The sequence below is a fragment of the Chloroflexus sp. genome (assembly GCF_034435895.1).
Taxonomy (GTDB): domain Bacteria; phylum Chloroflexota; class Chloroflexia; order Chloroflexales; family Chloroflexaceae; genus Chloroflexus.
This window is the reverse complement of the sequence record NZ_DAOTWH010000058.1, coordinates 1-12,204: the sequence shown is the minus strand read 5'-3', so window position 1 is coordinate 12,204 and position 12,204 is coordinate 1. Positions and strand designations below refer to the sequence as shown.

The window sequence follows — 12,204 nt, the reverse complement described above, 5'->3', positions numbered from 1 at the left end:
CCACAATCCCGGCGATATTCTCGGTGCCGGCCCGCCGCCGCCGCTCTTGCGCGCCGCCGTTGATCTGCGGCGCCAACGGCGTGCCGCGGCGCAGGTAGAGCAAGCCCACTCCCTGCGGCCCGTAAAACTTGTGCGCCGTTAGGCTGAGTAAATCGACGCCGAGTGCCTGCACATCGAGCGGCAACTGGCCGGGAGCTTGCACCGCATCAGTATGAAAGAGCGCCCCGCGCTCGTGGCAGATGGCAGCCAGCTCGGTGATCGGCTGGATCACACCGGTCTCGTTGTTGGCGTACATGACCGAGACCAACGCCGTTTCTGGGCAAATGGCTGCGGCCAGATCGGCAGGGTTCACCCTCCCGCTGCGATCGACCGGCAGCAACGTGACGCTGAATCCTTCGTATTCCACCAGATAATCGAGCGCGTGCAGCACGGCGTGGTGCTCAATTGCGCTGCTGATCAGATGGGTTTTGCCCTGCGCGCGCAAGGCCATCGCTACACCCTTGATCGCCAGATTGATGCTCTCGCTGCCGCCGCCGGTAAAGACGATCTCCTTCGGCTGGCACCCCAACACCAGCGCCGCTTGCTCACGCGCATCGTCAAGCGCCTGCAGCGCCGCGCGCCCCACTTGATGAATGCTCGACGCATTCCCGCTCATACCGGTCAGGAATGGCATCATCGCCTCAAGTACACGTGGATCGAGCGGCGTGGTCGCAGCGTGGTCGAGATATATCAGGCGATCGTTCATACGCAATGCTCTATTGGGCGCGGCGCATACGTGCTTCGTCGCGTAAAACTTGCAGATTAAGGATTTCTGCCACTTCGAATCGCGGCGGCAACGCGCCGGCTACCGGACGCAAGCATAGTACAGGCGGAAAGTAGCCCATCCGCCCATGTAATTCAGCTATGAGGGTAGCCGCACTGAAATTTAACGATGGTAGATTGACAAGTATTGCTTCACTCTGCCACTGCTTAGGGGTTAGCCCTGCTTTGTCTACAAGTGTTATGATCTGCGGCCCCAGCGGTTGTTGCTGATCGATTTGGCTGTTTATTTCTATTATTTGGCTGATCGCTTGTCCGGTCAACGCAACAATCTGTTCTTGCTGGGCAGCGGTTAATGGATGCGCAAAGTTTAACACAATCATAGGCGATTCCGTTAGTTGCATAATCTTATTGTAAGTTTGGTTGCAGGGTCCTGCGCAGCTACATCTACCTGCCTTCGGATACGGACGCTATCCTGCTTATTGCTCCGTGAGCTTGCGCTTGAAAATTCTTTACCCTTAGCAGTATTGTAACCCAAAGCGCGCCGGTGCTGCGCTGGTTCAAAGCTGGAACTTTTGCCGGGGTGTTCCCGTCTGCATACCGGTGTCAATGTTTGTGCGTGATGTTGAAAGGATACGGCGCGATGCCTCTTCTCCGCCCTGCTTTGCTGCTCTTAGTGACGCTGCTGATCGCTGCCTGCGGCAATGCCGCGCCGGCAGCCAATCTCGCCAACCGCCAATGGCAACTGATCGAGATCAACGGCCAGCCGCCGGTTGTTGCCGGCCAGCCGTTGACAATCACGTTTGGTCCCGACAATCGCGCCAGCGGGTTTGCCGGCTGCAACGCCTTTGGCGGCAGCTACCGGCTTGAAGGCGCAACCATTGTTTTTAGCCAGATGGTAAGCACATTGATTGCGTGCGCCGATGATGCGATCACCGCGCAAGAGCAGGCCTTCCATCAAGCTCTGGCCGCCGCCGCTCGCTACGAACTCAAGAACAGTGTGCTCTCGTTGCTCGATCGCGATGGCAACGTACTCTTGCGCTTTCAGGCTCTGTAAACCGATATCATTACTCTAACAGATCATTCGTAAACAGTGCGCGGTACGTCTCCGGCGCCAGCGGGATCGGCTGGCCATTGCGGTCAACTACCAAACCTTGCTGTTCGATCCACGTGACAAATGCCCGCCAGCGCTCGCCGTCCATTATCCCCCACCGGCCATCGGCGGTGAGCAAGGCGGGGGCTAATTCGGCCAGACTCTCGGCAACGAACGCTCGCTCGGTCAAGGCCGGATGGTTGGCAGTGGCGATCAGCAGATCAACCGCTTCAGCGGGGTGCTCAACGGCAAAGCGATAGCCTGCGGCGGTGGCGGCAAGGAAGGCGCGCAACGCAGCGCTGTGTTGGCGCACTGCTGACGGATGAGCAAGGAGGATCGGCGTATAACCGTAAGGAATGCCATAATCGTCGAGCCGGAAAGCATTGAGCGCGATGCCGGCGCGTCTGGCTTGCACCCCTTCCCATGGTAAAAACACCCACGTCGCATCAGCCATACCTTGCAACAGAGTCTCCCAAATGCCGAGTTTCGGCGGGAAGATTTCCTCGAAGTCGCCCTTGCCGCCATCGTTGCGAATCATCTGCGCGACGATGGCCCGCTCGAAACGGGCATTGTACGACGCATAGCGACGTCCATCTAGCTTCGCTGGCCGATCGATCCCGCTGCTCGCTAAGGTAACAATCGCACTCGTATCGCGCTGCGCGATGGCCGCAATCGCGACGAGCGACGGCTTGGCAGGGTGCAGATAGTAGCTCAACGCGCTTTCAGATGGCGCAATGGCTAGCATGGCATCGCCTTGCGCTACTTTCGCCGCGGGCGTGGTCTGATAATTGTCGTCTTCTGGTGAAAGCAACACCATGTCCAAACCGGCATTCTGATACCATCCCTTGCTTATCGCTACATAGAAGCCAATGTGATTCGTGTTTGGCGTCCAATCGAGGGCCAGTGTGATTTGCTGTGCCATACGCCTTCCCTCGCCTACTGCTGTTCTTCAAAGATGATCGTCTTGCCCAATCCCGTCAAGCGGGCAATCAGCCAGCCGATCGTAAAGACCGGGATCGGCTGGGTGAATGGGATCAGCGCCTCGACCGCAGCTTTGTTGCGCAACCCGCGCAAGCCGAGCCGGTCGAGGATGACCCAACTGATCGGCGCTGCCAGCACGTCTAACCCTAAATCGAGTAGGTCGAGCGCGATCGGCAGTGCGATCGGCAAGTAGTGCATGGTCTCGAAAAAGCCGGCGGTGGGTGGGACATTGAGGCTGCGGAGACGTCGCCCGATCAGCCAGAGCACAATTGCAGCAAGCGTGACGCCAATCAGCATCAAAATGCCCAACCAATACAAGATGCTCAAGAGACAATCGGTCACGATGGCCGCATCCTTCCCAGCCACAGCCAGCCTAACCCGGTGATGATCATTACGATGATTAAGGTGGTCAATGTGCTCAGCTCCAGTATGGCGCCAAAGCGCGGCTGGCCGCGGTCGAGCGCGGCGAACGGCGCCACGAGCGGCCCGGACAGCGCGTAGAGCCACGTAATGGCCGGACTATCGGGCCGCGCGGCGAGCAGCTTGAGCACGAGCCGCGCGATTAGCAACCCGCTCAGCGCGCCGCCGAGCAGGGCAATCGCATCGCGTACTCTCAATCTCTGTCCTAACAGCATGGCAGCTCCTTGGAACAAATGGTTACCGCTCTTCGTCTCTTTCATTGTAAAAGCAAAGGTACTGCCGTGTCCGGCTGCAAGCCGGCGGCGAAGCAATCCCCGGCTCAAGCGTGCTTGGCAATGGCAAGAGAACGGTGATCCCTGTATACTCGTCGTCAGTCTCATCGTAACGAATCATACCAGAATCGTGGATATTTCTCAGCGAAATATGACTAGCGACCTATAGCATTCATAACCGGAGTTTGTTACACTGTATAAGCACTTGCTCTACCTACATTTCGGTGCAGCCGCGAGCAGTGATAACTCAGCAATCGGCACGGAGAGATCGAAATGATCAAGCCAATGGTGTCAGCCGGCGCAGAGCAGCGTGTTGCGATCAAGGGACTATTCCGCTGGCGACGGTTTAGCCTCTTTACGGTGATGATAGGCCTAGAACTTTGTTTGCTGCTGGGTGTGCTCGCTTGGTTGCTGGGCGCGATGCCAGCGCGTACGCCATTGGCTGCCACACCTGATCTGACGCCCCTTACGCGCGAGATTCAGGGCCGGCTGAGCGGCGCGATCGTCGATCCGTTGATTGAGGTCAAGCCGGGGGTGGCGATCCGGGCCAGCAATCTGCGCGGCTTCCGCTACGAAGGCCATATCTATTACTACTACGTCGAAGGGGCGGCGAATTACGATCCGCTCTCGCGCGGGATCGTGCAACCGGATCGGGTTGAAATTATGCTGCGCGATACCAGCGGCGCGCAAACCATCGTCCTCTACCGCGTGCATTGACCGTTACCGGCGGCGGCCCTCTTCCCAGTCGCCCCAGTCGCGTTCTTCCGCTGCCCGAATCGCGCGCCGCTTCAAGGCCCGCCGCGAAATCGGGATGACTTCGTTGAGGGTGGCCCAGAGTTGATCTTCAAGGTGCGGTTGCGCGGCCAAGGCCGTTTCAATCGCGGCGGCATCAAGGCCGCGTGCGTGCAGCTCGCGCGCAATAGTCTTCGCCCGCTCCTTGTCACCGCTCGCTAAGGCCGCGATCAGTTCTTCTTCCAGCGTCATGGCTTTCTCCCTTGGCAAGAACGCAACGTGCGCCAAGGTTATGTAACGCAAAGACGCAAGGTTATTTAGGACATCATCCCAAGCGTGCTCTTGCCCCACCTGCTGAAAGATTCTCTGCGTGCTCTGCGTTCTTCGCGCCTTGGCGTTAAAGGTCTCTGCGTGCTCTGCGCTCTTCGCGCCTTGGCGTTTATCATCCCTCTGCGTCTTTGCTTGTTTTGCACCTTTATGTTACGCGGTCAGAATGATCGGCCCCTCTTCGGTGATCGCCAGCGTATGCTCAAACTGGGCCGACCGCTTGCCATCGGCGGTGCGCACCGTCCAACCGTCGCGATCGACTTTGGTCGTCGCTTTACCGGCGTTGATCATCGGCTCGATCGTAAAGACCATACCGGCCACGATTTTGCGGGTCTGATTGGGGTCATCGTAGTGCAAAATCGTCGGCTCTTCGTGCAGATTGCGGCCCAACCCGTGGCCGGTATACTCACGCACTACCGAAAAGCCGTTGGCTTCGACGTAACGCTGGATTGCCGCGCCGATCGCGCGCAGCGGGTTGCCCACCCGCGCCTGCTCGATGCCCAATTCAAGGCAGCGGCGGGTGACATCAAGCAACCGTTGCGTCTCGTCATCCACCTCGCCGACGGCAAAGGTCTCGCAAGCGTCACCGATCCAGCCGTTCAGGCGCAAGCCGATGTCAATGCCGACAATATCGCCTTGGCGCAGCCGGTCGCGCTTGCTGGGAATGCCGTGGCAGATCACGTCGTTGATCGAGGCGCAGATCGCGCCGGGGAAGGGCGGGATGTAGTTGCGCCGGCCAGCGGGGACATAGCCCTTGTACACCGGCTCGGCCCCGCGCGAACGGATAAACTCCTCGGCAATCGCGTCGAGTTCGGCGGTGGTCACGCCGGGGCGAATATGTTCGCGCAGCACGTTGAACGTCTGCCGCACCAATTGGCCGGCGGCGCGCAGCAGTTCAATTTGAGCGGGAGATTTAAGGATGATCGCCATCGGTTTACTCTCTATCGCTTCAGCAGATGCTACCTAATGTTATAGCACAGATCAGATGAGTCCCTTCAGCTGCATCCCTTCTCCCTGCTTCCCACTCCCTCCTCAATTGCCGGCGCGGGCGGGCGCGGCAGCAAGCCGGCCTGTTCCACCACCCGCGGAATGGCCCGCGTCCAGTCAACCGACATAATATGCACGCCGGCCACTCCGTCAATGCTCAACAGTTCATTGACTAGCTCGGCGGCTAACGCAATCCCCTCGGCTTCGCTGTCGGCGGCGCGCTGCATGCGCTCGATCACTGCATCGGGCATCAGCGTGCCGGGCAGGTGATCGCGCAAGTAGATCGCCGACTGGGGCCGGCGCAAGATCATGACGCCGGCCAGAATGTAGGCCTGCTGGTGCAAGCTGGCAGCGCGCACGTCGGCCATCCAGTGGCGGAAGCGGTTCACATCGAAGATCAACTGGGTCTGGACAAACTCGGCCCCGGCTTCGATCTTCTTTTCCAGCCGCGTCGCCCGTTCGACATTCGGGTTGGCTACGCTGCCAATAAAGAAGCGCGGCGCTTCTTTCAACGGCGTACCCGCCTGAAAGGTGGCCTGATCGCGCAAAGTGCGCAGCATGCGGATCAGTTGGAACGAATTGAGATCGAGCACATTCTTGGTGTCGGGATGGTCGCCGATGCGGGGATGATCGCCGGTCATCGCCAGCAGATTGCGCACGCCGAGCGCCGAGGCGCTCAATGCGTCGGCTTGCAACGCGATCCGGTTGCGGTGCTGGCAGGTCATCTGCATAATCGGCTCGATGCCGAGTTGCTGCAAGATCACGCTTCCCCCCAACGATGACATACGGGCAATGCCGCGCTGATTATCGGTCAGATTGACCGCATCGACATAATCACGAATGTTCGTGGCGAGGGTTTCAAGGTGCGCGCGGGCCGCCCCCTTTGGCGGCGCGATCTCGCCGGTAATTACAACCTGGCCGGCAGCTAGCCGGCGTTGCAAGGTAGAGTGCATAGCTATTCGTCGGCAAGGGCTTGTTGCAGATCGGCGATCAGGTCGTTCGCATCTTCGATCCCGCACGAGAGCCGGATCAGATTATCGCGGATGCCCACCGCTAGCCGTTCTTCACTACTCAGTTCATAGTAACTCATGAGCGCCGGTTGTTCAACCAGACTTTCGACCCCGCCAAAGCTAGGGGCGATGTAGGGCAAGCGCAGCCGGTCAACGACAGCCATTGCGCTGTGCAGATCGCCGGATACTTCAAACGAGACTACGCCGCCGAAGCCGCGCATTTGGGCGCGGGCAATGGCGTGATCGGGGTGATCGGGCAAGCCGGGATAATGCACCTTGGTCACACGCGGGTGGCGGGCGAGAAATTCGGCCACTGCCTGCCCATTCTGGTTGTGCCGCTCCATGCGCAAGGCCAAGGTCTTGAGACCGCGACCTAGCAGGTAAGCCGCGTGCGGATCGCAGATCCCGCCGAGGATGCCTTGCGTCTCGCGCAGCGCGCTAATGATCGGCGGGCGGCCAATGATCACCCCGGCCAGCAGGTCGTTGTGGCCGGCCAGATACTTGCTGCAACTATGCACCACCAGATCGATCCCGTAGTCGAGCGGGCGCAGGTTGTAGGGGGTGGCGAAGGTAGCGTCGATCACGGTCTTGATCCGGTGTTCGCGGGCAATGGTCGCCACCGCGACCAGATCGATCACCCGCAGGTAGGGGTTAGTCGGCGCTTCAGTGATGATCAAGCGGGTGCGGCCCGGCTCGATCGCGGCAGCGATGGCCGCCGGGCTAGCCGCTGCTACGACGCTGTGGGTCACGCCGAGGCGGGCCAGCATCGTGCGGACAAACTGGCGGGTGCGGCGGTAGCCGTCATCGGTCAGAATCACATGGCTGCCGGCGGGGAGCATCGCCAGCATGACGGTGGTCAGCGCATTCATCCCGGAAGCGCAGAGCAACGCTGCGGCCGGCGCATCCGGCGATTCCAGCGCGGCGAGGCGGTCCTCGACGGCGCGCACGGTGGGGTTGCCGTACCGGCCATACTCTTCGCGCTCAAGTTCGCCCGACTGAAAGGCGATCAGCTCGGCGCTATCGCGGAAGGTGTAGGTTGCGCTCTGCACAATCGGCGGCGTAATCGAGTCGAACGCGCGCCGGCGCGGTTCGCCGGCGTGGACGGCGGCTGTACTGAGGCCGGGAGCTTGGTTGGTGGGCATAAAAAAACCTCTCATCGGGGCGACGAGAGATCAGATGACGCGCTTCTGCCGGGGGGCGAGAAGACGCCGCTCTCCTCTCATCTGCCAGCTTCGTGCTGCCGGAGTTGCCACCCGCCAGGCGCTGATCCGCCGGGTTGGCGCGGTTTCATCGGGCCGGTCCCTCCACCGCTCTGGATGAGTGCAGCGTTCTGCAATTGGGAAAAGTATAGCAGGAACGAATGAGGGTTGTCAATCTGTCGGGGCGAGATAGCCTCTTGCCCTCAGCGCGTGCAATAGTAAATCTCGCCGCTCTCGGCGGTCAACCCCATCCGTAGCGCTGTCTCGTGATCGGGAACCATATCAGTTACCGTTGTGACCGATACGGTAAACCCAGCTTCGCGCAACCGATCAAGATAATCGTGGCCATACTTGCGCACATGATCTTCTTGCCCAAACGCAATCAGTCGTTCCTTTGGGTCAACGATCGTGGGATCTTCAAAGGTTGTTTCAGCCATAATCGGCGCCAACAAGATCGCCCAGCCGGTTGGCTTGAGTGTTCGCCAAAATTCGCGCATCGCTTTGCGGTCATCAGGCACGTGTTCGAGTACATGGCTACACAAAATAACATCGAAATATTGATCAGAATATTGGTAATATCCATTTTGACCATGACATGGGGATCGAGTAAATCTGCGGTGAGGTAGCCTTTGCCCAAGCGGCGCCGGAAGATCGGCTCAAAGCTATGGTTCAGGAGCGACATGCAGAACGTTTTTGGGCTGTGCATCAAAAAGATTGGTCTGCTTGGTGAGGTACAACCATAATAAGCGGTGGCGTTCCAACGAACCGCAATAAACGCACATCGCGCCTTGGCGCTTTGCTCTTCCGTAAGGGGCAAATGCGCGCGACTCGCGTTGGCAAACGGGGCAGAAACGACCTGTGCCACGATATTGAACAAGGTTTCTGAACTGCTGGAATCTATTGCGCACACTGCGTAGCGGTCGTTTGATTTCTTCGGGGAGGTTGCGTAGCGGGTTCAGCATAGAGTATTTCAAGAATTATAGTGGGGCGGGACTCTACCATGTCTCGCCCCATTATATCGCTATCACACCCGCAGGAAGGCTGACATAATCACCACATCGTGCAACTCGCCGTTGCGATCGATCGCGTGGCGGGCCAATTGCCCTTCAACGGCAAAGCCCAAGCGCGAGAAGATGGCTTGGCCGGCCTTGAGTGCGGCCAGCATGGCGACCGTTACCTTTTGCGCGCCCAATTCACGCGCTGCCTCGACGATCGCCTGCGCCATCTGCATCCCCAACCCGCTGCGCCGCCAACCCGGCTTGACGATCAGGCGCAGTTCGGCCACATGGTTCGACCAGCCGGGCACCCGCCGCGCCGAGGTGTAGGCCACGATCGAGCCATCGTCGGCCAGCGCAATGATCTGCCGCCAATTCTCGGCGTGCGAGGCGTTGGCCAAGCGGGCAATAATCTCGGGATTGGTGAAATCTTCTTCCAGATAGAGCAGATCATCTTTCGGCAGACTGAGGCCGAAATCGGCCAGCGCCGCCCGATCACTTTCAGCCAGCAGGCGAATCGTCACCTGCCGGCCATCTTTGAGTGCTGCATTGCTTATCGCTTCACTGCGTAGGGCCATGCCCAGCCTCCTGCTGTGTGCTGATGAGGGACAGTTTCATATCGAAGTGTGTGAAATATACCACATGAAGTTACAGCCGGGTTACGCCGTGCAACATCGCTTTGAAATGGTCAATTCTCCCCACCGCTCGTGTTATCGAAACTGGTATAATTGTAACCGTTCCTTGGATCAGTAGCAACCGGCGGAGTCGCCCGGCGATCCGTCGCAAGGAGGTCGTCATGAGCGAAAAGCGCGAAGTCGTCGTGCTAAGCGGCGTGCGCACGGCTATTGGCACATTCGGTGGCAGTCTCAAAGACACCCCTCCCACTGAACTGGCGGCATTGGTGACGCGCGAAGCGGTTGCGCGCGCCGGTGTGCAACCTGACGAGATTGGGCATGTTGTGTTCGGCCACGTGATCAATACCGAACCGCACGATATGTATATGGCGCGCTACGCGGCGGTGCGCGGCGGGTTGCCGGTCGAAACGCCGGCCTTTACCCTCAACCGGCTCTGCGGGAGCGGGTTGCAGGCAATTGTCTCGGCGGCGCAGTATATTTTGCAGGGTGATGTTAATGCCGCGGTGGCCGGCGGTTCTGAATGTATGAGCCGCGGCCCCTACAGCTTGCCGGCTATGCGCTTCGGTGCGCGGATGAACGACTCGAAAGTGGTTGATATGATGGTCGGCGCGCTGACTGATCCGTTCGATGATTGCCACATGGGTGTGACCGCCGAGAATGTGGCGGCGAAGTGGGGGATTAGCCGCGAAGATCAAGATCAGCTCGCTTACGAAAGCCACATGCGCGCAGCCCGCGCGATCGAAGAGGGCCGCTTCGCCGATCAGATTGTGCCGGTCGAGATTAAGGTCAAAGGCGGCACGGCCCAATTCACCGTTGATGAGGGGGTGCGCCGCGATACAACCATCGATAAGTTGGCGAAGCTCCGGCCTGTGTTCCTGAAAGATGGCACCGTCACCGCCGGCAACGCTTCCAGCATTAACGATGCCGCCGCAGCAGTGGTGCTGATGGATCGCGCCACCGCCGAACGGTGCGGCTACAAGCCGTTGGCCCGCTTGGTCGGTTATAGCAACGCTGCCGTCGAACCAAAGTATATGGGTATCGGCCCGGTGCCAGCGGTGCGCCGGTTGCTCGAACGCACCGGCCTGCGGATCGACGATATCGATCTCTTCGAGGTCAACGAGGCCTTCGCCGCCCAAGCCTTGGCCGTGATCCGTGATTTGGGCTTGCCCATGGATCGCACCAATCCCAATGGCAGCGGCATTTCGCTTGGTCACCCAATCGGCGCCACCGGCTGCATTCTCACGGTCAAGGCTATTCACGAGCTACACCGCACCGGCGGGCGCTATGCACTGGTGACGATGTGTATCGGTGGCGGGCAGGGTATTGCTGCGATTTTTGAGCGCATGTAGGTGTGCTACAATTGTTGGGTTACGAGCGAGCACTCGATCTGAGGGTGCTCGCTCAAGGAATATAACGTGAAGTGAAGTTGGTTGGGAGGCTGGATGGGCAAGTTAACCGGCCGGGTCGCGATTGTGACCGGCGCTTCGCGCGGAATCGGGCGGGCCATTGCTCTCGCATTGGCCGCTGAGGGCGCTAAGGTGGCGGTGAATTACAACAGTAGTGTGGCTGCTGCGCAAGAGGTGGTTGACACGATCCAAGCGGGTGGCGGCGAGGCGATGCTTGTCCGCGCCAATGTGAGCCAAGCCGATGAGGCGCGCACAATGGTGCAGCAGGTGCTCGATCGCTGGGGGCATGTCGATATTCTGGTCAATAACGCCGGCATTACTCGCGATCGCACCCTGCGTAGGCTCACCGATGACGATTGGAGCACGGTGATCCAAAATAATCTCAATAGCGTCTATTACTGCACTACGGCCGTCATGCCGCACATGATCGAGCGCAAATACGGGCGGATCATTAATATCAGCTCGTTTGTCGGGCAGGCCGGCAATTTCGGCCAAGCCAACTATGCGGCGTCAAAGGGCGGGATTATCGCTTTTACCAAGACGGCAGCGCTCGAGCTGGCCAAGCACAATATCACCGTTAATGCGCTCGCTCCCGGCTTTACCATCACCGATATGCTAGCCAAAGTGCCCGAACAGGTGCAAGAACAGATCAAGGCCCGCATCCCGATGGGCCGGTTTGGCTTGCCCGCAGAGATTGCCAAAGCCGTCGTGTTTTTGGCCGCCGACGGCGATTACATCACCGGCCAGCAGATCAACGTGAATGGCGGTGTCTATATGTAGGTGTCGTTGGTGCTGTCGCTACGATTTGCGCATGCGTTCGATAATCGACTGAATATCGCCGACGTAGCCTTGCCACGCCTGCATCATCTCTTGGTTCAGACGCTGTTGGGTGCGAATTGCGTCGGCGACGGCTTGTTCGGTCGAATGGCGCAAACTGCGACTGTAGTCCCAGTTTTTCAGCACCATGTCGAAGGCCATATCCGTGCTCGCGGCGAGGAGTTCGTTCCACACCCGCAACGACTGGAACATCGGATCAGACAGATCCGGCATGACCGGACGGTTGGAAGTTGGGCGCTCGCGTTCTTCGTTGTTCGGCATTGTATCTGACCCTGTGTACAATAGGCAATGTTGGCAAGATGAGGTAATGGACAGAGCCATGCATCGCGCAACCCAATCTTGGAATGGCGATGAGCCACATTGCCCTTGATGAACCCTGCCGCTCTCATGGTATCACAAGCGGTTACAGGCGAGTATAACGAATATCTCTTACGGCCCCGTCTCTTGCCGCCGCCTGCGCCCTTGCACCGCGTGCGCCGGGTGCGGGTCGAGCAGCGCTTGGCGGTGGCGCTCGATGCGCCGCTCACCATTGTGGTGGCGCCTCCCGGTAG

At 59.3% G+C, this 12,204-nt stretch carries 17 protein-coding genes, 1 pseudogene and 1 riboswitch; of the genes and pseudogenes, 5 read left to right on the top strand and 13 right to left on the bottom strand.

Annotation, left to right across the window (positions count from 1 at the left end):
• Positions 1–745: cysteine desulfurase family protein (locus U9R81_RS03560; protein ID WP_322494149.1), on the bottom strand; the 745-nt coding region annotated here is incomplete at its 3' end.
• 10 nt (positions 746–755) lie between these two features.
• Positions 756–1,142: a CRISPR-associated protein Csx15 gene (csx15, locus tag U9R81_RS03555; protein WP_322494148.1), complete on the bottom strand. Its 387-nt coding sequence runs from the start codon at positions 1,140–1,142 to the stop codon at positions 756–758.
• A gap of 260 nt (positions 1,143–1,402) precedes the next feature.
• Between csx15 and U9R81_RS03550 the strand changes: the two genes are divergently transcribed.
• Complete coding sequence (locus U9R81_RS03550; protein ID WP_322494147.1) at positions 1,403–1,816, top strand: META domain-containing protein; 414 nt, start codon at positions 1,403–1,405, stop codon at positions 1,814–1,816.
• Positions 1,817–1,826: 10 nt separating this feature from the next.
• Here the strand turns inward: U9R81_RS03550 and U9R81_RS03545 are convergent, their stop codons facing one another.
• From U9R81_RS03545 to U9R81_RS03530, 4 genes are read right to left on the bottom strand one after another with little or no spacing between them, the layout of a single operon-like run.
• Positions 1,827–2,774 carry an ABC transporter substrate-binding protein gene (locus tag U9R81_RS03545; protein WP_322494146.1) on the bottom strand — a complete coding sequence of 316 codons (948 nt, stop codon included), beginning with the start codon at positions 2,772–2,774 and terminating at the stop codon, positions 1,827–1,829.
• 14 nt (positions 2,775–2,788) lie between these two features.
• On the bottom strand, positions 2,789–3,175 hold the full coding sequence (locus U9R81_RS03540; RefSeq protein WP_322494145.1) for a hypothetical protein: 387 nt from the start codon (positions 3,173–3,175) through the stop codon (positions 2,789–2,791).
• Entirely contained in the window at positions 3,172–3,468 is a 297-nt protein-coding gene (locus U9R81_RS03535; protein WP_322494144.1) for a YggT family protein, read from the bottom strand. Before U9R81_RS03535 ends, U9R81_RS03540 begins: the two co-directional genes overlap by 4 nt.
• A 22-nt stretch (positions 3,469–3,490) precedes the next feature.
• Positions 3,491–3,646, bottom strand: coding sequence for a hypothetical protein (locus tag U9R81_RS03530; protein ID WP_322494143.1), 156 nt, complete (start codon positions 3,644–3,646; stop codon positions 3,491–3,493).
• Between the two features lie 152 nt (positions 3,647–3,798).
• Between U9R81_RS03530 and U9R81_RS03525 the strand changes: the two genes are divergently transcribed.
• Positions 3,799–4,242, top strand: a complete 444-nt coding sequence (locus tag U9R81_RS03525) for a hypothetical protein (RefSeq protein ID WP_322494142.1) — start codon at positions 3,799–3,801, stop codon at positions 4,240–4,242.
• A gap of 3 nt (positions 4,243–4,245) precedes the next feature.
• Here U9R81_RS03525 and U9R81_RS03520 read toward each other — a convergent pair whose 3' ends face one another.
• From U9R81_RS03520 to U9R81_RS03495, 6 genes and pseudogenes are all read right to left on the bottom strand, one after another.
• A complete protein-coding gene (locus tag U9R81_RS03520; RefSeq protein ID WP_322494141.1) occupies positions 4,246–4,509 on the bottom strand; it encodes a hypothetical protein in 264 nt (87 codons plus the stop codon).
• 228 nt (positions 4,510–4,737) lie between these two features.
• Positions 4,738–5,514 carry a type I methionyl aminopeptidase gene (gene map, locus U9R81_RS03515; protein ID WP_322494140.1) on the bottom strand — a complete coding sequence of 259 codons (777 nt, stop codon included), beginning with the start codon at positions 5,512–5,514 and terminating at the stop codon, positions 4,738–4,740.
• A gap of 65 nt (positions 5,515–5,579) precedes the next feature.
• Positions 5,580–6,524, bottom strand: coding sequence for a methylenetetrahydrofolate reductase (locus U9R81_RS03510; protein WP_322494139.1), 945 nt, complete (start codon positions 6,522–6,524; stop codon positions 5,580–5,582).
• 2 nt (positions 6,525–6,526) lie between these two features.
• Entirely contained in the window at positions 6,527–7,723 is a 1,197-nt protein-coding gene (locus U9R81_RS03505; RefSeq protein ID WP_322494138.1) for a PLP-dependent aspartate aminotransferase family protein, read from the bottom strand.
• A gap of 74 nt (positions 7,724–7,797) precedes the next feature.
• Positions 7,798–7,904, bottom strand: a riboswitch (SAM riboswitch).
• Positions 7,905–7,983: 79 nt separating this feature from the next.
• Positions 7,984–8,340, bottom strand: a pseudogene (locus U9R81_RS03500) (class I SAM-dependent methyltransferase); the annotation flags it as partial.
• 464 nt (positions 8,341–8,804) lie between these two features.
• Positions 8,805–9,353 (bottom strand): GNAT family N-acetyltransferase, encoded by a 549-nt coding sequence (locus tag U9R81_RS03495; RefSeq protein ID WP_322494137.1) that lies wholly within the window; start codon positions 9,351–9,353, stop codon positions 8,805–8,807.
• Between the two features lie 218 nt (positions 9,354–9,571).
• On the opposite strand from U9R81_RS03495, the gene U9R81_RS03490 reads away from it, so the two are divergent.
• Complete coding sequence (locus U9R81_RS03490) at positions 9,572–10,759, top strand: acetyl-CoA C-acyltransferase family protein (RefSeq protein ID WP_322494136.1); 1,188 nt, start codon at positions 9,572–9,574, stop codon at positions 10,757–10,759.
• 93 nt (positions 10,760–10,852) lie between these two features.
• On the top strand, positions 10,853–11,596 hold the full coding sequence (gene fabG, locus U9R81_RS03485) for a 3-oxoacyl-[acyl-carrier-protein] reductase (RefSeq protein ID WP_322494135.1): 744 nt from the start codon (positions 10,853–10,855) through the stop codon (positions 11,594–11,596).
• A gap of 18 nt (positions 11,597–11,614) precedes the next feature.
• Here the strand turns inward: fabG and U9R81_RS03480 are convergent, their stop codons facing one another.
• Positions 11,615–11,914: a hypothetical protein gene (locus U9R81_RS03480; protein ID WP_322494134.1), complete on the bottom strand. Its 300-nt coding sequence runs from the start codon at positions 11,912–11,914 to the stop codon at positions 11,615–11,617.
• A 108-nt stretch (positions 11,915–12,022) separates the two neighbouring features.
• Between U9R81_RS03480 and U9R81_RS03475 the strand changes: the two genes are divergently transcribed.
• Positions 12,023–12,204: hypothetical protein (locus U9R81_RS03475; protein ID WP_322494133.1), on the top strand; the 182-nt coding region annotated here is incomplete at its 3' end.

Excerpts from the sequence above, each read along its gene's own strand:
- U9R81_RS03510 (WP_322494139.1), bottom strand. The coding sequence starts at position 6,524 with ATGCACTCTACCTTGCAACGCCGGCTAGCTGCCGGCCAGGTTGTAATT.
- U9R81_RS03480 (WP_322494134.1), bottom strand. The coding sequence starts at position 11,914 with ATGCCGAACAACGAAGAACGCGAGCGCCCAACTTCCAACCGTCCGGTC.
- map (WP_322494140.1), bottom strand. The coding sequence starts at position 5,514 with ATGGCGATCATCCTTAAATCTCCCGCTCAAATTGAACTGCTGCGCGCC.
- U9R81_RS03525 (WP_322494142.1), top strand. The coding sequence starts at position 3,799 with ATGATCAAGCCAATGGTGTCAGCCGGCGCAGAGCAGCGTGTTGCGATC.
- U9R81_RS03530 (WP_322494143.1), bottom strand. The coding sequence starts at position 3,646 with ATGATTCGTTACGATGAGACTGACGACGAGTATACAGGGATCACCGTT.
- U9R81_RS03520 (WP_322494141.1), bottom strand. The coding sequence starts at position 4,509 with ATGACGCTGGAAGAAGAACTGATCGCGGCCTTAGCGAGCGGTGACAAG.
- U9R81_RS03505 (WP_322494138.1), bottom strand. The coding sequence starts at position 7,723 with ATGCCCACCAACCAAGCTCCCGGCCTCAGTACAGCCGCCGTCCACGCC.
- fabG (WP_322494135.1), top strand. The coding sequence starts at position 10,853 with ATGGGCAAGTTAACCGGCCGGGTCGCGATTGTGACCGGCGCTTCGCGC.
- U9R81_RS03545 (WP_322494146.1), bottom strand. The coding sequence starts at position 2,774 with ATGGCACAGCAAATCACACTGGCCCTCGATTGGACGCCAAACACGAAT.
- U9R81_RS03495 (WP_322494137.1), bottom strand. The coding sequence starts at position 9,353 with ATGGCCCTACGCAGTGAAGCGATAAGCAATGCAGCACTCAAAGATGGC.
- csx15 (WP_322494148.1), bottom strand. The coding sequence starts at position 1,142 with ATGATTGTGTTAAACTTTGCGCATCCATTAACCGCTGCCCAGCAAGAA.
- U9R81_RS03535 (WP_322494144.1), bottom strand. The coding sequence starts at position 3,468 with ATGCTGTTAGGACAGAGATTGAGAGTACGCGATGCGATTGCCCTGCTC.
- U9R81_RS03490 (WP_322494136.1), top strand. The coding sequence starts at position 9,572 with ATGAGCGAAAAGCGCGAAGTCGTCGTGCTAAGCGGCGTGCGCACGGCT.
- U9R81_RS03550 (WP_322494147.1), top strand. The coding sequence starts at position 1,403 with ATGCCTCTTCTCCGCCCTGCTTTGCTGCTCTTAGTGACGCTGCTGATC.